Source organism: Streptomyces africanus, assembly GCF_002150735.1.
Taxonomy (GTDB): Bacteria; Actinomycetota; Actinomycetes; order Streptomycetales; family Streptomycetaceae; genus Streptomyces; species Streptomyces africanus.
On sequence record NZ_MUKA01000174.1, the window covers coordinates 1 to 16,197 of the forward strand.

General features: G+C 69.5%; 13 protein-coding genes and 1 tRNA gene. 9 read left to right on the top strand and 5 right to left on the bottom strand.

The window, feature by feature from the left end; genetic code table 11:
- The 7 genes from purL to purM form a co-directional block, all read left to right on the top strand.
- On the top strand, window positions 1-1,602 hold a 1,602-nt coding region (gene purL, locus CCL05_RS21325; protein WP_086562088.1), incomplete at its 5' end, for a phosphoribosylformylglycinamidine synthase subunit PurL.
- Window positions 1,603-1,726: 124 nt separating this feature from the next.
- A complete protein-coding gene (locus CCL05_RS21330; protein ID WP_086562089.1) occupies window positions 1,727-2,227 on the top strand; it encodes an ArsR/SmtB family transcription factor in 501 nt (166 codons plus the stop codon).
- Between the two features lie 36 nt (window positions 2,228-2,263).
- Window positions 2,264-3,097 carry a M23 family metallopeptidase gene (locus CCL05_RS21335; RefSeq protein WP_086562090.1) on the top strand — a complete coding sequence of 278 codons (834 nt, stop codon included), beginning with the start codon at window positions 2,264-2,266 and terminating at the stop codon, window positions 3,095-3,097.
- A 10-nt stretch (window positions 3,098-3,107) separates the two neighbouring features.
- Window positions 3,108-3,905 carry a maleylpyruvate isomerase family mycothiol-dependent enzyme gene (locus CCL05_RS21340; protein WP_086562091.1) on the top strand — a complete coding sequence of 266 codons (798 nt, stop codon included), beginning with the start codon at window positions 3,108-3,110 and terminating at the stop codon, window positions 3,903-3,905.
- Window positions 3,906-3,942: 37 nt separating this feature from the next.
- Window positions 3,943-4,719, top strand: coding sequence for an META domain-containing protein (locus CCL05_RS21345; RefSeq protein WP_086562092.1), 777 nt, complete (start codon window positions 3,943-3,945; stop codon window positions 4,717-4,719).
- Window positions 4,720-4,785: 66 nt separating this feature from the next.
- Window positions 4,786-6,315 carry an amidophosphoribosyltransferase gene (purF, locus tag CCL05_RS21350; protein ID WP_086562093.1) on the top strand — a complete coding sequence of 510 codons (1,530 nt, stop codon included), beginning with the start codon at window positions 4,786-4,788 and terminating at the stop codon, window positions 6,313-6,315.
- A gap of 45 nt (window positions 6,316-6,360) precedes the next feature.
- Window positions 6,361-7,428 (top strand): phosphoribosylformylglycinamidine cyclo-ligase, encoded by a 1,068-nt coding sequence (purM, locus tag CCL05_RS21355; protein WP_086562094.1) that lies wholly within the window; start codon window positions 6,361-6,363, stop codon window positions 7,426-7,428.
- 95 nt (window positions 7,429-7,523) lie between these two features.
- Here the strand turns inward: purM and CCL05_RS21360 are convergent, their stop codons facing one another.
- Together CCL05_RS21360 and CCL05_RS21365 are read right to left on the bottom strand one after the other, a co-directional pair.
- The gene (locus tag CCL05_RS21360) at window positions 7,524-7,775 is read right to left on the bottom strand and encodes a DUF3073 domain-containing protein (protein ID WP_020277200.1); all 252 of its coding nucleotides are present in this window, start codon (window positions 7,773-7,775) and stop codon (window positions 7,524-7,526) included.
- A 299-nt stretch (window positions 7,776-8,074) separates the two neighbouring features.
- Window positions 8,075-9,187 (bottom strand): Leu/Phe/Val dehydrogenase, encoded by a 1,113-nt coding sequence (locus CCL05_RS21365; protein WP_086562095.1) that lies wholly within the window; start codon window positions 9,185-9,187, stop codon window positions 8,075-8,077.
- Window positions 9,188-9,410: 223 nt separating this feature from the next.
- Here CCL05_RS21365 and CCL05_RS21370 point away from each other — a divergent pair, with 223 nt between their 5' ends.
- Both CCL05_RS21370 and bldC read left to right on the top strand, forming a co-directional pair.
- The gene (locus CCL05_RS21370; RefSeq protein WP_086562096.1) at window positions 9,411-10,256 is read left to right on the top strand and encodes a DUF8083 family protein; all 846 of its coding nucleotides are present in this window, start codon (window positions 9,411-9,413) and stop codon (window positions 10,254-10,256) included.
- A gap of 608 nt (window positions 10,257-10,864) precedes the next feature.
- Window positions 10,865-11,071: a developmental transcriptional regulator BldC gene (gene bldC, locus CCL05_RS21375; protein WP_003949541.1), complete on the top strand. Its 207-nt coding sequence runs from the start codon at window positions 10,865-10,867 to the stop codon at window positions 11,069-11,071.
- Window positions 11,072-11,532: 461 nt separating this feature from the next.
- Here the strand turns inward: bldC and CCL05_RS21380 are convergent, their stop codons facing one another.
- From CCL05_RS21380 to hrpA, 3 genes are all read right to left on the bottom strand, one after another.
- Complete coding sequence (locus CCL05_RS21380; RefSeq protein ID WP_086562097.1) at window positions 11,533-11,724, bottom strand: DUF6274 family protein; 192 nt, start codon at window positions 11,722-11,724, stop codon at window positions 11,533-11,535.
- Window positions 11,725-11,966: 242 nt separating this feature from the next.
- Window positions 11,967-12,041: transfer RNA gene (locus CCL05_RS21385), tRNA-Asp, on the bottom strand.
- A gap of 93 nt (window positions 12,042-12,134) precedes the next feature.
- Complete coding sequence (gene hrpA / locus CCL05_RS21390; protein WP_086562098.1) at window positions 12,135-16,079, bottom strand: ATP-dependent RNA helicase HrpA; 3,945 nt, start codon at window positions 16,077-16,079, stop codon at window positions 12,135-12,137.
- Between the last annotated feature and the right edge of the window lie 118 nt (window positions 16,080-16,197).

The following is a 16,197-nucleotide window of genomic DNA, read 5'->3' on the forward strand; positions in this document are numbered from 1 at the left end:
CTGTACGGGGCCCGTACGGGCGGTGACGGCATCGGCGGCGCCTCGATCCTGGCCTCCGAGACCTTCGACGACGCCAAGCCCTCCAAGCGCCCGGCCGTCCAGGTCGGTGACCCCTTCCAGGAGAAGCTCCTCATCGAGTGCACCCTGGAGGCCTTCAAGGAGAAGCTGGTCGTCGGTATCCAGGACCTGGGCGCTGCGGGCCTGTCCTGCGCCACCAGCGAGCTGGCCTCCAACGGCTCCGGCGGCATGCGCGTGACGCTGGACGACGTCCCCCTGCGCGACTCGACGCTCTCGCCCGAGGAGATCCTCATGAGCGAGTCGCAGGAGCGCATGTGCGCGGTCGTCGAGCCGGAGAAGGTCGACCGCTTCCTGGAGATCTGCGAGAAGTGGGACGTCATCGCCACCGTCATCGGTGAGGTGACCGACGGCGACCGCCTGGAGATCTACTGGCACGGCGGCAAGATCGTCGACGTCGACCCGCGCACGGTGGCCCACGAGGGCCCGGTCTACGAGCGCCCGTACGCCCGCCCGTCCTGGCAGGACGCCCTCCAGGCGGACGACGCGAACAAGCTCCCGCGGCCGGCGACGAGCGAGGAGCTGAAGGACCAGGTCCTGAAGCTGGTCGGCTCCCCGAACCAGGCGTCCAAGTCCTGGATCACCTCCCAGTACGACCACTTCGTGCAGGGCAACACGGTCCTCGCCCAGCCCGAGGACTCCGGCATGATCCGGATCGACGAGGAGTCCGGCCTCGGTGTGGCCATCGCGACGGACGGCAACGGCCGGTACGCCAAGCTCGACCCGTACCACGGCGCCCAGCTCGCCCTGGCGGAGGCGTACCGCAACGTCGCCACCACCGGCGCCAAGCCGCTGGCCGTCTCCGACTGCCTGAACTTCGGTTCGCCCGAGGACCCGGCCGTGATGTGGCAGTTCGCGGAGGCCGTGCGCGGTCTGGCGGACGGCTGTCAGCAGCTGGGCACGCCGGTGACCGGCGGCAACGTCTCGCTCTACAACCAGACGGGTGAGGCCGCCATCCACCCGACCCCGGTCGTCGCGGTCCTCGGCGTCATCGACGACGTGACCCGCCGCACGCCGGTCGCCTTCCAGGAGGAGGGGCAGCTGCTCTACCTCCTCGGCGACACGCGTGAGGAGTTCGGCGGTTCGGCCTGGTCGCAGGTCGTCCACGACCACCTCGGTGGTCTGCCGCCCAAGGTCGACCTGGAGCGCGAGCGGCTGCTCGCCGAGATCCTGATCGCCGCCTCCCGCGACGGCATGATCGACTCCGCGCACGACCTGTCCGACGGCGGTCTCATCCAGGCGGTCGTCGAATCGGCGCTGCTGGGCGGCAAGGGCGCGCGCCTGATCGTCCCGGACGGTCTGGACGCCTTCACCTTCCTCTTCTCCGAGTCCGCGGGCCGCGCGGTCGTGGCCGTGCCGCGTTCGGAGGAGGTCCGCTTCAACGACATGTGCGGTGCGCGGGGCCTGCCGGCCACCCGCATCGGTGTCGTGGACGGCGACTCGGTGGACGTGCAGGGCGAGTTCACGCTCACCCTCTCCGAGCTGCGCGAGCTCCACGAGGGGACGATCCCGGCACTGCTGGCGTAACCAGGAATCACGAAGGCCCCGCCCCGCCCGTCATGGCGAGGGGCGGGGCTTTCGCATGTCCGGACGCGCACTGAGGCCCTTTCCAAGCTTGCACGTAATTACGTAGTTCCGTAATATCCACGGAGTGGAACTGGAACAACGTGTCGCCGACCTGGAACGACGGCTGGCGGCCCTGGAAGGCGCCCGCAGCGCCGGCCCCCGCCTCGACGCAGGCGACTTCTGGGCGCTGAACGGACTGAAGGAGCAGCTGTCCGAGCTGGGAGCCACCGACGGCGGTGTCCTCTACACCGGCTCCGTGCGCCTGCCGACGGGCGAGCAGTACGCGTGGCAGACGGGGGCCCTGACGGAGGGGCTGCTGGAGGACGACTGGACACCGGTCGCCGAGTCGTTCGCGGCGCTCGGCCACCCGGTCCGGATCCGGCTGCTCCGCGAGATCCTCGGCGGCCGGCGCACGGCGGCGGAGCTGGCCGAGCTGGACGAGGTCGGCACGACCGGCCAGATCTACCACCACCTGCGCCAGCTGACCGGAGCCGGCTGGCTGCACACGACCGGCCGGGGCCGCTACGAGGTGCCGCCGGGGCGGGTCGTGCCACTGCTGGTGGCGGTGGCGGTGGCACGCCCGTGAACGACTGAACCCGTGACCGACCGAACCGGAGGAACGATGTCCGTACGCAAATTAGCCAAGGTCGCCTACCGCGCCCTCCAGCTGGCGTTTCTCGGCCTGGTGGTCGCCCACGCCGCGCTGGACCTGGGCTATCCGTGGTGGTGGAACTTCCTGCCGATCGCCCTGGCTTACGTGATCCTCAGCGTGGCCAACAGGTGGGGCGGCGCGCCGGACAGCCCGCGCGCGGCCCGGGAGCCGGTCGAGGTCGAGCCGCCCGTCACCGGCCGCTGGACCGCGCTGAACAGCCCGGCCGACCGCACCCCCAGCCACGGCACGCACGCCTACGGCCAGACCTACGCCATCGACGTCGTCGCCGAGCCGGAGCCGGGCGCCCGGCCGGGCTTCCGATGGCTGTGGCCGCTCGCGCGTCGCAACAGCGCCTTCCCCGCCTACGGCGCCCCGCTCCTCGCGGTCGCCGACGGCACCGTCGTCCGGGCCACCGACGGTCAGCGCGACCACCTCAGCCGTACGTCGCCGCTCGCGCTGCTGTACCTGATGGTCGTGGAGGCGTCCGTGCGCGACCTGTCCGGCGCCGGGCGCGTCATCGGCAACCACGTCGTCCTCGACCTCGGCAACGGCACCTACGCGCTCTACGCCCACCTCCAGCGCGGCTCGCTCACCGTCCGCGAGGGGGGCCGGGTGACCGCCGGACAGCCGCTCGCCCGCTGCGGCAACTCGGGCAACTCCACCGAGCCCCACCTCCACTTCCAGCTGATGGACGGCCCCGACCCGGACACGGCCCGCGGCGTCCCCTTCACCTGGCGCGGCATCGGCGTCCCCCGCAACCGAGAGACCTTCGAGACGCCCGCGGCGGCATCGCAGCCCGCATAGGCTGATCTCCATGCCCCCGGCCAAGAAGCGCGCCCGCAGCTACGACCCCGTCAAGATCCGCACCGCGGTGTTCACCCAGTTCGGGCACGTGCGCGAGGCCGTACGCACCCTCACCGCCGACCAGCTGGCGCTGCCCACCCGGCTGGGGGAGTGGACGGTACGGGAGCTCGCCGCGCACGTGACCATGGCCGTGGAGACCGTCAGCCGCAACCTGGAGCGCGAGGAGCCGGCGAAACCGGAGCTCGCCCTTCTCGACTGGCCCTTCGCCACCGCCGTCCGCGCCGGTGACATCGCCGACGGCACCCGCGACCTCGCCGCCGCCCATCCGGACCTCGACGCCCTCTACAACCGCACCGAGGAGCGCCTGAGGCGGAAGCTGGCGGACGCGCCCGGTGACCGCGTCCTCGCCGCCCGCACCGGCGCCATCACCCTCGCCGACTACCTGGTCACCCGCACCGTGGAACTCGTCGTCCACACCGACGACCTGAACGCCGCCGTCCCCGGCCTGGACATCCCGTACGACCGCCAGGCCCTCGCCGCCTGCACCCGCCTCCTCGCCGACGCCCTCGCCGTCAAGGCGCCCGGCGGCTCCACCGAGGTGCGGATCCCGCCGTACGCCGTGGTGCAGTGCGTGGCGGGCCCGAGGCACACCCGGGGCACCCCGCCCAGCGTCGTCGAGACGGACCCGCTGACCTGGATCCGGCTCGCGACCGGGCGGCTGGCCTGGGCACAGGCGATCCAGGACGCCCGCGTGAGCGCCAGTGGCGAGCGGGCGGACCTCTCGGCCCACCTGCCGCTGATGGCATAAGGGGAACCGATCCCCCCGGGTCCCCCGTCGAAGTGGCATGGACAGGCAGAAGCAGCGCATGACCCTGACGGCCGCCGCCATGCTCGTCCCGCTCATGGCGGCCTGCGGCAACGAGAAGGCGGACGGCGGCAGCAGTACGGTCGGTGCCGGGAAACCGGCCACGGTGACGGGCGTGCGGTGGAACGTGGACAGCGTCACCGCCGGCGGAAAGACCCACAAGGCCCCCACCGGCGCCCACGTGACCATCGGCAAGGGCCGGGCCGAGGGCAGTCTCGGCTGCAACCACTTCGGCGCCCCGGCCACCGTCGACGGCGACCGCATCCGGCTCGGCAAGACCATGTCCACGGAGATCGCCTGCGAGAACAAGCCCATGGAGTTCGAGCAGACCCTTGCCCGCACGCTCTCCGGCCGGGAGTTCGAGACCCGGGTGGACGGCGACCGCCTCACCCTCACCACCGGCCAGGGCGACACCGTCCGCCTGACCAAGGCGAAGGACGCCCCGCTGAGCGGCACCAAGTGGACCGTCACGACCCCCGACACCGACGGCCGCGCCCACCTCACCTTCGACGCGAAGAAGGGCACGGTCTCCGGCAGCCTCGGCTGCAACAAGGTCAACGCCGAGGCCACCGTCCGCGACGGCGCTATCACCCTCGGCCGCCCGGCCACGACCCGAATGATGTGCGAAGACTCACTCATGTCCGACGAGAAGGCCCTGCTGCGACTTTTCGACGGGACGCTGAAGTACGGAGTCGATCACCAAACTCTGACGCTGACCAGCGAAAACGGCACGCGTGTGCGAGCCGTCGCCGCGTAGTGATCCACTGAAAAGTCCGTTATCCCCAATTCGGACCAGTGGACGACCTCGCCTACACTCGGTGGCGTGCCACGTGGTGACGGACGACTCAACCACGACCTGCTCCCCGGTGAGAAGGGCCCCCAGGACGCTTGCGGCGTCTTCGGTGTCTGGGCTCCGGGCGAAGAGGTCGCCAAGCTCACGTACTTCGGGCTCTACGCCCTCCAGCATCGAGGCCAGGAATCCGCGGGAATCGCGGTCAGCAACGGCTCACAGATCCTCGTCTTCAAGGACATGGGCCTGGTGTCCCAGGTCTTCGACGAGACCTCACTCGGTTCGCTCCAGGGTCACATCGCGGTCGGTCACGCCCGCTACTCGACCACCGGCGCCTCCGTGTGGGAGAACGCCCAGCCGACGTTCCGCGCGACCGGGCACGGCTCCATCGCGCTCGGTCACAACGGCAACCTCGTCAACACCGCCCAGCTCGCCGAGATGGTCGCCGACCTGCCCAAGCAGGAGGGCGGCCGTACGCCGCGCGTGGCGGCCACCAACGACACCGACCTGCTCACCGCGCTCCTCGCGGCCCAGGTCGACGAGGACGGCAAGCCGCTGACCATCGAGGAGGCGGCCGGCGAGGTGCTGCCCAAGGTGCGCGGCGCCTTCAGCCTCGTCTTCATGGACGAGAACACGCTGTACGCCGCCCGGGACCCGCAGGGCATCCGCCCCCTGGTCCTCGGCCGGCTGGAGCGCGGCTGGGTCGTGGCCTCGGAGTCCGCGGCCCTCGACATCTGCGGCGCCGCCTACGTCCGCGAGATCGAGCCGGGCGAGTTCGTCGCCATCGACGAGAACGGCCTGCGCACCTCCCGATTCGCGGAAGCGAAGCCCAAGGGCTGTGTCTTCGAGTACGTGTACCTGGCCCGCCCCGACACCGACATCGCCGGCCGGAACGTCTACCTCTCCCGCGTGGAGATGGGCCGCAAGCTGGCGAAGGAGTCCCCGGTCGAGGCCGACCTGGTGATAGCGACCCCGGAGTCCGGCACCCCGGCGGCCATCGGTTACGCCGAGGCCTCCGGTATCCCCTTCGGCGCCGGCCTGGTGAAGAACGCCTACGTCGGCCGTACGTTCATCCAGCCCTCGCAGACCATCCGCCAGCTCGGCATCCGCCTGAAGCTGAACCCGCTGAAGGAAGTCATCAAGGGCAAGCGCCTGGTCGTCGTCGACGACTCGATCGTGCGCGGCAACACCCAGCGGGCGCTGGTCCGCATGCTCCGCGAGGCGGGCGCCGCCGAGGTCCACATCCGGATCTCCTCGCCGCCCGTGAAGTGGCCCTGCTTCTTCGGCATCGACTTCGCCACCCGCGCCGAGCTCATCGCCAACGGCATGACGATCGAGGAGATCGGCACGTCCCTGGGCGCCGACTCCCTGGCCTACATCTCCATCGACGGCATGATCGAGGCGACCACCATCGCCAAGCCGAACCTGTGCCGCGCCTGCTTCGACGGCGAGTACCCGATGGAGCTCCCGGACCCCGAGCTGCTCGGCAAGCAGCTCCTGGAGACGGAGCTGGCCGCCGGCCCGGCCGCCACGGCCGCCGCCGACGCGATCCGCCGCCCGTAGGCGGCCCGCACTACCTGCTGTACGACACGAAGGTTCTCATTAGCCATGTCTGAGACAACTGGTGCCAGCTACGCAGCCGCGGGCGTCGACATCGAAGCGGGCGACCGCGCCGTCGAGCTGATGAAGGAGTGGGTGAAGAAGGCCCAGCGCCCCGAGGTCCTCGGCGGCCTCGGCGGCTTCGCCGGACTCTTCGACGCCTCCGCCCTGAAGAACTACGAGCGGCCCCTGCTCGCCTCAGCCACCGACGGCGTCGGCACCAAGGTCGACATCGCCCGCCGGCTCGGCGTCTACGACACGATCGGCCACGACCTGGTCGCCATGGTCATGGACGACATCGTGGTGTGCGGTGCCGAGCCGCTGTTCATGACCGACTACATCTGCGTCGGCAAGGTCCACCCCGAGCGCGTCGCCGCCATCGTCAAGGGCATCGCCGAGGGCTGTGTGCTGGCCGGCTGCGCCCTGGTCGGCGGCGAGACGGCCGAGCACCCGGGCCTGCTGGGCGAGGACGACTTCGACGTCGCCGGCGCCGGTACGGGCGTCGTGGAGGCCGACCGGCTGCTCGGCGCGGATCGTATCCGGACGGGTGACGCGGTGATCGCCATGGCGTCCTCCGGACTTCACTCGAACGGGTACTCGCTCGTCCGGCACGTCCTGCTGAACCAGGCCGGTCTCGCGCTGGACACCCACGTCGACGAGCTCGGCCGCACCCTCGGCGAGGAACTCCTGGAGCCGACGAAGATCTACTCGCTGGACTGCCTGGCCCTGATGCGCACCACCGAGGTGCACGCCTTCAGCCATGTCACCGGCGGCGGACTCGCGGCCAACCTCGCCCGGGTCATCCCGGACGAGCTGCACGCGATCGTCGACCGCGCCACCTGGGCCCCGGGCTCGATCTTCGATCTCGTCGGCACGACGGGGAACGTCGAGCGCCTGGAGCTGGAGAAGACCCTGAACATGGGTGTCGGCATGATCGCGATCGTGCCGCAGGAGTCGACGGACGTGGCCCTGGCGACCCTGGCCGACCGTGGCGTGGACGCCTGGGTGGCCGGAGAGATCACGGACCGGGGCGAGCACACCACTGGTGCCGCCCTGATCGGTGACTACGCGAACTGAGGCACGGGGGTCGAAACCCCACGAGACCTTGCAGGCAGCACAGAACCCGGTCGGTGACCTTTCAGCCACCGACCGGGAACATGCTCAGTGCAAGGTCAAGCGCCGCGACGGTGTTGCGAGGACTGGTCGTCCTCGTCTTCGTCGTCGTCCTCGTAGAGGTCGGCGTACCGTGCGTACAGGTCGTCGTCCTGATCATCGTCCTCGAACGGCCCGCCGTTAGGCGGCTGCGGATTCGAAGGCGATGCACCCAGCTCCTCGGCCAGGCGTGAGAGGTCAGTCCCACCGCTGTTGTACTTCAGCTGGCGGGCGACCTTCGTCTGCTTGGCCTTGGCCCGGCCGCGCCCCATGGCTCGACCCCCTCAACGACGGGGCTCGACGGCCCCAGAGTCTTGACACGCGTTCATGGTCCGGAACGGCCCCTCCGCAGAGAGACCGGTCCGTAGGGCTTCCACGGTACCTGAGCCCGCGCCCATACGGTACGTCGCCCGCATGACGTGCCCGCGCCCAGGACCTTCGAGGCGCCCCGTCCTCGCTGGTCAACCGCGATTTTAACCACTTATCGGCGGTCGACCCGCCGGTAGAAGTGAGAGTTCTCTCTAACTGCCCACCGACGGGTACCGGCCAAACGTACGAGAGCGCTCCCGAATCAGAGCGTCCGGCGGGCCGCGGCCGCGTCGTGCATGCGCTGTTCGGCGATCCGGTCGGCCGCGGCGGCCGGCGGAATGCCGTCTTCCTTCGCACGTGCGAATATGGCCAGCGCGGTGTCGAAGATCTTCGCCGCCTTCGCCTTGCACCGCTCGAAGTCGAAGCCGTGCAGCTCGTCGGCCACCTGGATGACACCGCCGGCGTTCACCACGTAGTCCGGCGCGTAGAGGATCCCGCGGTCGGCGAGGTCCTTCTCCACGCCCGGGTGGGCGAGCTGGTTGTTGGCGGCGCCGCAGACCACCTCGGCGGTCAGCACCGGCACCGTGTCGTCGTCCAGCGCCCCGCCCAGCGCGCAGGGGGCGTAGATGCCCAGACCGTCGACGCGGATCAGCTCGTCGGTGTCCTTCACGGCGATGACGTCCCGGTGCCGCTCGGTGATCCGCCGTACGGCGTCCTCGCGCACGTCCGTGACGAAGACCTCGGCGCCCTCCTTCACGAGGTGCTCCACCAGGTGGTGGCCGACCTTGCCGACGCCGGCGATGCCCACCCGCTTCGCGCGCAGCGAGGGGTCGCCCCACAGGTGCTGCGCGGAGGCCCGCATGCCCTGGTAGACGCCGAAGGCGGTGAGAACGGAGGAGTCACCGGCGCCGCCGTTCTCCGGGGAGCGGCCGGTGGTCCAGCGGCACTCGCGGGCCACGACGTCCATGTCGGCGACGTACGTACCGACGTCGCAGGCGGTGACGTACCGGCCGCCGAGGGAGGCGACGAACCGGCCGTAGGCCAGGAGCAGCTCGGTCCTTTGAGGGGGCTCGATCCGCTCCGGGTCGCCGATGATCACGGCCTTGCCGCCGCCGTGGTCCAGACCGGCCATGGCGTTCTTGTACGACATCCCGCGGGCGAGGTTCAGCGCGTCGGCGACGGCCTCGGCCTCGTTCGCGTACGGGTAGAAGCGCGTACCGCCGAGCGCGGGGCCCAGGGCGGTGGAGTGGATGGCGATGACGGCCTTGAGGCCGCTCGCGCGGTCCTGGCAGAGCACGACTTGCTCATGTCCTCCCTGGTCCGAGTGGAACAGGGTGTGCAGTACATCAGCAGGTGCGCCGGTTACGTCGGTCACTGTGGTGACTCCTGAGTAAGTTGCGGCGGGTGGAGACCAGCTCCCGTGCGGGTGGCGGGGGCTGTTGAGCATGAGATTAGAGCCTGGAGGGCCCGCCGGCCGCACAGTGCTCAGGATCACCTCCGACCGGAGTACACCCGTGCGACGATTTGCATAGATTTCCCGCACGTTTGTGAGTGGGTTCCGCAGGTTTTCCCGACGACGGGCGGGGGAGGGAGCAGGGGTGCCCAAGGTGTCCTCGGTGATCGTCCCCTACGCGACCTATCTGCGCGTGTACGAACCGCTGGCCGCCTTCGCCGAGCCGGAGCGCAGCCACTGGGCCCGCTACGCCCGCCGTCCGGACCGGCCCTCGTACCAGGACGAACTCCGCCGTGCGCTGGCCGACTTGGCGCCCACTCCGCCGGTCCTGGTGCCGGTGCACGAGAGCGAGGACGCCTTCGTGCTGGACGTCGACGGCGTCGTCTGCGTCTGCCCCTGGCGCACCCGGCTGCGCGGCTGGCAGGCCTTGGAGGAGCTCTCCGAGGAGCTGCCGCCGCCCGTCCTGGACGCGGTCCTGCCGCCCTTCCTGCGCCGCCAGGCCGCCCAGGACTACGAGCGCTGGCTGGCGGTGAACCCGGATGCCCGGCCGTGGATCCGTACGGCCACCTGGCAGGTGCCGATCAGCTGGTTCGTGCTGGTCGCCGACGAGGAGCGCGAGTACGACAAGGGCGACAGCGAGGACAGCCCGCCGGTGCTGCGCTACCGCACCCCCATGGTCCAGGCCCGGCGGCGCGTGGCCCGGGGTCTGCGGGCCCTGAAGGAGGCCATGGACGAGGGGCCGCTGATCGACGGCCTGATGGACGTCGGGCGCTGGCTGGAGGAGTTCCACCCGCGCTCGCTCGTGGAGCTGGACTACGGCGGCCTGGTGCACGCCGTGCCGACCGGGACGCTGGAGGACGACCACTCGGCGGCGGACGTGGCCGAGGGGATCGCCGCGCTGCGCCGGGGCGACGGGGCGGCCGCCGGGGAGGCGTACGCCCGGCTGGTGGCCCGGTGGCGTTCCGTGCGGGATCTTCGGTCGGCGAACTGACCTCCGACCTGACCTCTGACCTTCGGTTCCTACGGACCGCTCGTGACCGGTCACGAACAGGCGTTTGACGTACCGCCCGTTTTGGGGTTACGTCCTCGCACCGACGTTCCTGAAGTGCGCTCTGCGTCTACTGACGCCTTGTCAACAAGGGACGTAGGCTCCGATCCGGGCGTACCTCTCAAGTGGGCCAAACGTGACGGACTGCACGTACATGGCCCTTGCGCCCCTTGCCCCTCCTCATGCCAAAATAGGACAAGGAGTCCGGGGGGCTCCTTCCGTCCCGTTGTGCTGCATTGTGGGCGGAATCTCAGCATTGCACGCTTTGGGGGGTCTGGTGACTCCTGATCGTCCTGTGACTGATCGTCACAGTGGCGTGACTGTCCGCTATGGCATGGTCCATCGGCTTCCGTCGCTGATGAACACCTGGGAGGGCAATTCCATCGGTTTGGCCGACGCGGCTGGACAGATGGTGTAGTTGTAGTGCCGAGGACAAGCCGTTCGTCCTATAACCGACTCGACTCGCGTCCGCCATTTCGGGCAACGCGGGTCAAGGTGCAGAATTTAGAGGAAAGAACCGAGAAGGTTCGGTTCTCCCGAGGAGGCCGCTCATGACCGCTCGCACCCCTGATGCCGAGCCGCTGCTGACCCCGGCTGAGGTCGCCACCATGTTCCGCGTCGACCCCAAGACGGTCACGCGGTGGGCGAAGGCCGGCAAGCTCACGTCGATCCGCACGCTCGGCGGGCATCGTCGCTACCGCGAGGCCGAGGTCCGCGCTCTGCTCGCGGGCATTCCGCAGCAGCGCAGCGAGGCCTGAACAACTGAATAACCGGGCAAACCGGCTGGTCCCCCATCAGTCGTGACGTCCGGAACCACAGCTCCAAGCGACGCGGGTTCTGCCCCAACAGGCCCCACGCCCACGCCAGTCAGAGCTCTCCAGGCATATAACAGGGTGCGTCGTCGATCGCGCTGGACTCCGCCGGGTCCAGCGCGATCTTTTTTGTGCGCCGGCTGTCGGACTCGTGGCCTGGCTGTGAGCGGCCTTGTCGGAGTCTGGGGAGGGGTGTCGGATCCCCTGTGTGCGGCACCGTCGGAGAGGTGCAATTGCACATATTAAATTGACCCGTTGTAGGTGGGGCGTAAGTACCGCACTTTCCAAAACTCATGCGGTGACACCCGTCACATACCAAGCGGCTTGTTAGCTCGGCTGCGGGTGCGGTAGAGGAACGGTCGGCTCCAGCATCCCGTGTCCGCAGGGGTGTTGAGACCGGCCTCCGGTCAGGCTCGCGCCGGGCTCTCGTTCTCGACGGCCCCCTGGGCGGCGCGTGGGGCGGACTGGGCGGACTCCATCGCCAGCCGGAGCAGGTGATGGCAGATCGGACAGTGACGCGTGAGATGCCGGTACGACGACGCGGCCGCCAGGTGCGCACGGAGCAGGGCCCGCGTCTCGTGCCTAGCCGATGCCGCCATACGCCACCTCCGGAAGGCCGAACGGGGAACGGCCCTGGTTTCTGGGTACCGAGGGATTGAGAGGCCGTCAAGACGGCGTGAGAGCCCGCGAGGGGGCGTCGCGCAGGTCAGGGGTGCAAGGGCGCACAAAGAAAGAGCCCGGATCCGAAGATCCGGGCTGCCTACCTGCGGTCCTGACGGGATCGTTGCTCACGAGAAAGGGCCCGCGCCCCTTGCGGGGTGCGGGCCCTCTTTCCTTACTGCGGTCCTGACGGGATTTGAACCCGCGGCCTCCACCTTGACAGGGTGGCGAGCACTCCAAACTGCTCCACAGGACCAGGTTTCGCGGCGCCATTCGTGCGTTGCGCTGCGAGAAGAGACTCTACAGGAGGGCGGGGTCCTGGTCGAACTCACCCTGCGTGCGCGGCCCGTTACGGCACCGCCGCGTCGATCGCCTTCACGATCCGCTTGTCCGAGACCGGGTACGCCGTGCCCAGCGCGTGGGCGAAGTAGCTGACCCGGAGCTCCTCGATCATCCAGCGGATGTCCAGGACCGACGACGGCACCGGCCGCCCCTGCGGCATCTGCTCCAGGAGCCAGGCGTACTCGTCCTGCATCTCGTGGACCTTCTGCATCCGCGTGGTGTCCCGCTGTACGTTCGTCGGCATCTGCTGCAGACGCCGGTCCGCGGCCACCAGGTAGCGCATCAGGTCCGGCATGCGGCGCAGCCCCGCCTCCGTCACGAAGCCGGGCTTCACGAGAGCGTCCAGCTGCTGACGCACGTCCTGGAGGTTCGGCAGCAGCGCGGGGCTGCGTACGGCCTTCAGACGGCGTTCACAGGCCTGCCAGGCGGCCAGGACCTGCTGGACCTGGCCCACCGTGCGGACGGTCGTGTCGACGATCTCGGCGCGCACCTTGTCGTACAGCTTCCGGTACGACTCCTCGTCCCACGCCGGCCCGCCGAAGTCCGCGATGAGCTTGTCGGCGGCCGCCATCGCGCAGTCGTCGAACAGCGCCTGGATCGAGCCGTGCGGATTCGCGGACAGCGCCAGCTTCTGCGGGTTGGTCAGCTTCTCGGAGGCGAACTTCGCCGGGTTCACCGGGATGTTGCGCAGGATCAGGCGGCGGGTGCCCTTCCACATGGCCCGCGCCTGTTCCGCCTCCGTGTCGAAGAGACGTACGGAGACCGTGTCGCCGTCGTCGACCAGCGCCGGGTAGGCCTTCACCGGCTGGCCGGCCCGCCGGGTCTCGAAGACGCGGGTGAGCGTGCCGATCGTCCAGTCCGTGAGGCCCTTGCGCTCCAGGGACTCGCCGCCCTGGCGCTCCGCCGTGGCCGCTGCCGCCTGGGAGAGGGCCTTGCGGGCCTTAGGCCGGAGCCTGAGCTTCAGCGCCTCCAGATCCTTGTCCTCGGCGAGCTTGCGGCGCCGCTCGTCGACGATCCGGAACGTGACCTTGAGGTGGTCGGGGACCTTGGACCAGTCGAAGTCGTCCGCCTCGAAGGGCACCCCGACCAGGCGCCGCAACTCGCGGGTCATGGTGGTGGTGAGGGGCTCCTGCAACGGGACCGCGCGGTCGAGGAACGCCTTCGCGTAGTTCGGCGCGGGCACGTAGTTACGGCGGATCGGCTTGGGCAGGGACCGGATGAGCTCCATGACGAGCTCCTCCCGCAGGCCCGGGATCTGCCAGTCGAAGCCCTCGTCCGTGACCTGGTTGAGGACCTGGAGCGGGATGTGGACGGTCACGCCGTCGGCGTCCGCACCCGGCTCGAACTGGTACGTCACACGGAACTTGAGGTTGCCCTGGCGCCAGGAGTCCGGATAGTCGTCCTTGGTGACCTCGCCCGCCTTCTCGTTGATGAGCATCTCGCGCTCGAAGTCGAGGAAGTCGGGCTGTTCGTGCCGCTTGTGCTTCCACCAGGAGTCGAAGTGGGCACCGGAGACCACGTGGTCGGGGATCCGCTGGTCGTAGAAGTCGAACAGCGTCTCGTCGTCGACCAGGATGTCCCGGCGCCGGGCCCGGTGCTCCAGCTCCTCGACCTCGGTGAGGAGTCTGCGGTTGTCCGAGAAGAACTTGTGGTGCGTGCGCCAGTCGCCCTCGACGAGCGCGTTCCGGATGAACAGCTCGCGGCTGACCTCCGGGTCGATCCGGCCGTAGTTGACCTTCCGCTGCGCCACGATCGGCACGCCGTAGAGCGTGACCTTCTCGTACGCCATCACCGCGGCCTGGTCCTTCTCCCAGTGCGGCTCGCTGTAGGTGCGCTTGAGGAGGTGGCCGGCGAGGGGCTCGACCCACTCCGGCTCGATCTTGGCGTTGACGCGGGCCCAGAGGCGGGACGTCTCGACGAGTTCGGCGGACATCACGAAGCGCGGGGGCTTCTTGAAGAGGGCCGAGCCGGGGAAGATCGCGAACTTGGCGTTGCGGGCGCCCAGGTACTCGTTCTTCGCGCCCTCCTTCACGTCTTTCATGCCCAGGTGCGACAGCAGACCGGCGAGGAGGGAGACGTGGATGCGGTCGGCCGGGGCGTCGTCCTCGTTGAGGTGGATGCCCATCTGTTTCGCGACCGTGCGCAACTGGCTGTAGATGTCCTGCCATTCGCGGATGCGAAGGAAGTTGAGGTACTCCTGCTTGCACATCCGGCGGAAGGAGGACGAGCCGCGCTCCTTCTGCTGCTCGCGGAGGTAGCGCCAGAGGTTGAGGTAGGCCAGGAAGTCGCTGGTCTCGTCCTTGAAGCGGGCGTGCTGCTGGTCGGCCTGGGTCTGCTTGTCGGCGGGGCGTTCGCGCGGGTCCTGGATGGACAGCGCGGCGGCTATGACCATGACCTCGCGGACGCAGCCGTTCTTGTCCGCCTCCAGGACCATGCGGGCCAGCCGCGGGTCGACGGGCAGCTGGGCGAGCTTGCGGCCGGTGTCCGTGAGCCGCTTGCGGGGGTCCTTCTGCGCCGGGTCGAGGGCGCCCAGCTCCTGGAGGAGCTGTACGCCGTCGCGGATGTTGCGGTGGTCCGGCGGGTCGATGAAGGGGAACTTCTCGATGTCGCCGAGCCCTGCCGCGGTCATCTGGAGGATGACGGAGGCGAGGTTCGTCCGGAGGATCTCCGCGTCCGTGAACTCCGGGCGGGCGTCGAAGTCGTCCTCGCTGTAGAGGCGGATGCAGATGCCGTCGCTGGTACGGCCGCAGCGGCCCTTGCGCTGGTTGGCGCTGGCCTGGGAGACCGGCTCGATGGGGAGGCGCTGGACCTTGGTGCGGTGGCTGTAGCGGGAGATCCGTGCGAAGCCCGGGTCGATGACGTACTTGATGCCCGGGACCGTGAGGGAGGTCTCGGCGACGTTCGTGGCCAGGACGATCCGGCGTCCGGTGTGCGGCTGGAAGACGCGGTGCTGTTCGGCGTGGGAGAGCCGGGCGTAGAGGGGCAGGATCTCCGTGAACCGGTAGTTCTTCTTGGTGAGCGCGTCGGCCGTGTCGCGGATCTCCCGCTCGCCGGAGAGGAAGACCAGGATGTCGCCCGGGCCCTCCTTCTGGAGTTCCTCGACCGCGTCGGTGATCGCGGTGATCTGGTCGCGGTCGGCGTCGTCGCCGTCGTCCTCCAGGAGCGGCCGGTAGCGGACCTCCACGGGGTACGTACGGCCGCTGACCTCGACGATCGGGGCGTCGCCGAAGTGCCGGGAGAAGCGCTCGGGGTCGATGGTGGCCGAGGTGATGACGACCTTGAGGTCGGGGCGCTTCGGCAGCAGCTGGGCGAGGTAGCCCAGCAGGAAGTCGATGTTGAGGGACCGCTCGTGGGCCTCGTCGATGATGATCGTGTCGTAGGCGCGCAGCTCGCGGTCGGTCTGGATCTCGGCGAGCAGGATGCCGTCCGTCATGAGCTTGACGAAGGTGGCGTCCGGGTCGACCTGGTCGGTGAAGCGGACCTTCCAGCCGACGGCCCCGCCCAGCGGCGTGTCCAGCTCCTCCGCCACGCGCTCGGCGACGGTGCGGGCGGCGATACGGCGGGGCTGGGTGTGCCCGATCATGCCGCGGACCCCGCGGCCGAGTTCCATGCAGATCTTCGGGATCTGCGTGGTCTTCCCGGAACCGGTCTCACCGGCGACGATCACGACCTGGTGGTCGCGGATGGCGTCGGCGATCTCGTCCTTCTTCTGGCTGACCGGTAGCTGCTCGGGGTACGTGATCTCGGGGACGCCGGCACGGCGCCCGGCCATCCGCTCCTCGGCCTTGGCGACCTCCGCCTCGATCGCGGCCAGCACGGCGGCGCGGGCCTCCGGCTTACGGATCTTGCGCGCACCTTCGAGCCTGCGCCCGAGCCGGTGCGCGTCGCGCAGGGAGAGCTCGGTCAGGCGGGAGGCGAGGGCGCCGAGGGCGGGGGCGGATTGCGTAGACATACGCGATCCAGGATCTCATCCCGCGGATTTTTGTGGCTAACGCTTTTGTCTCCGGCGGGTTGGAGGGGGCCACGGCCCCTCCGGCGGGAGGCAAAGCGAAACCCCCGTCGAGATCTCG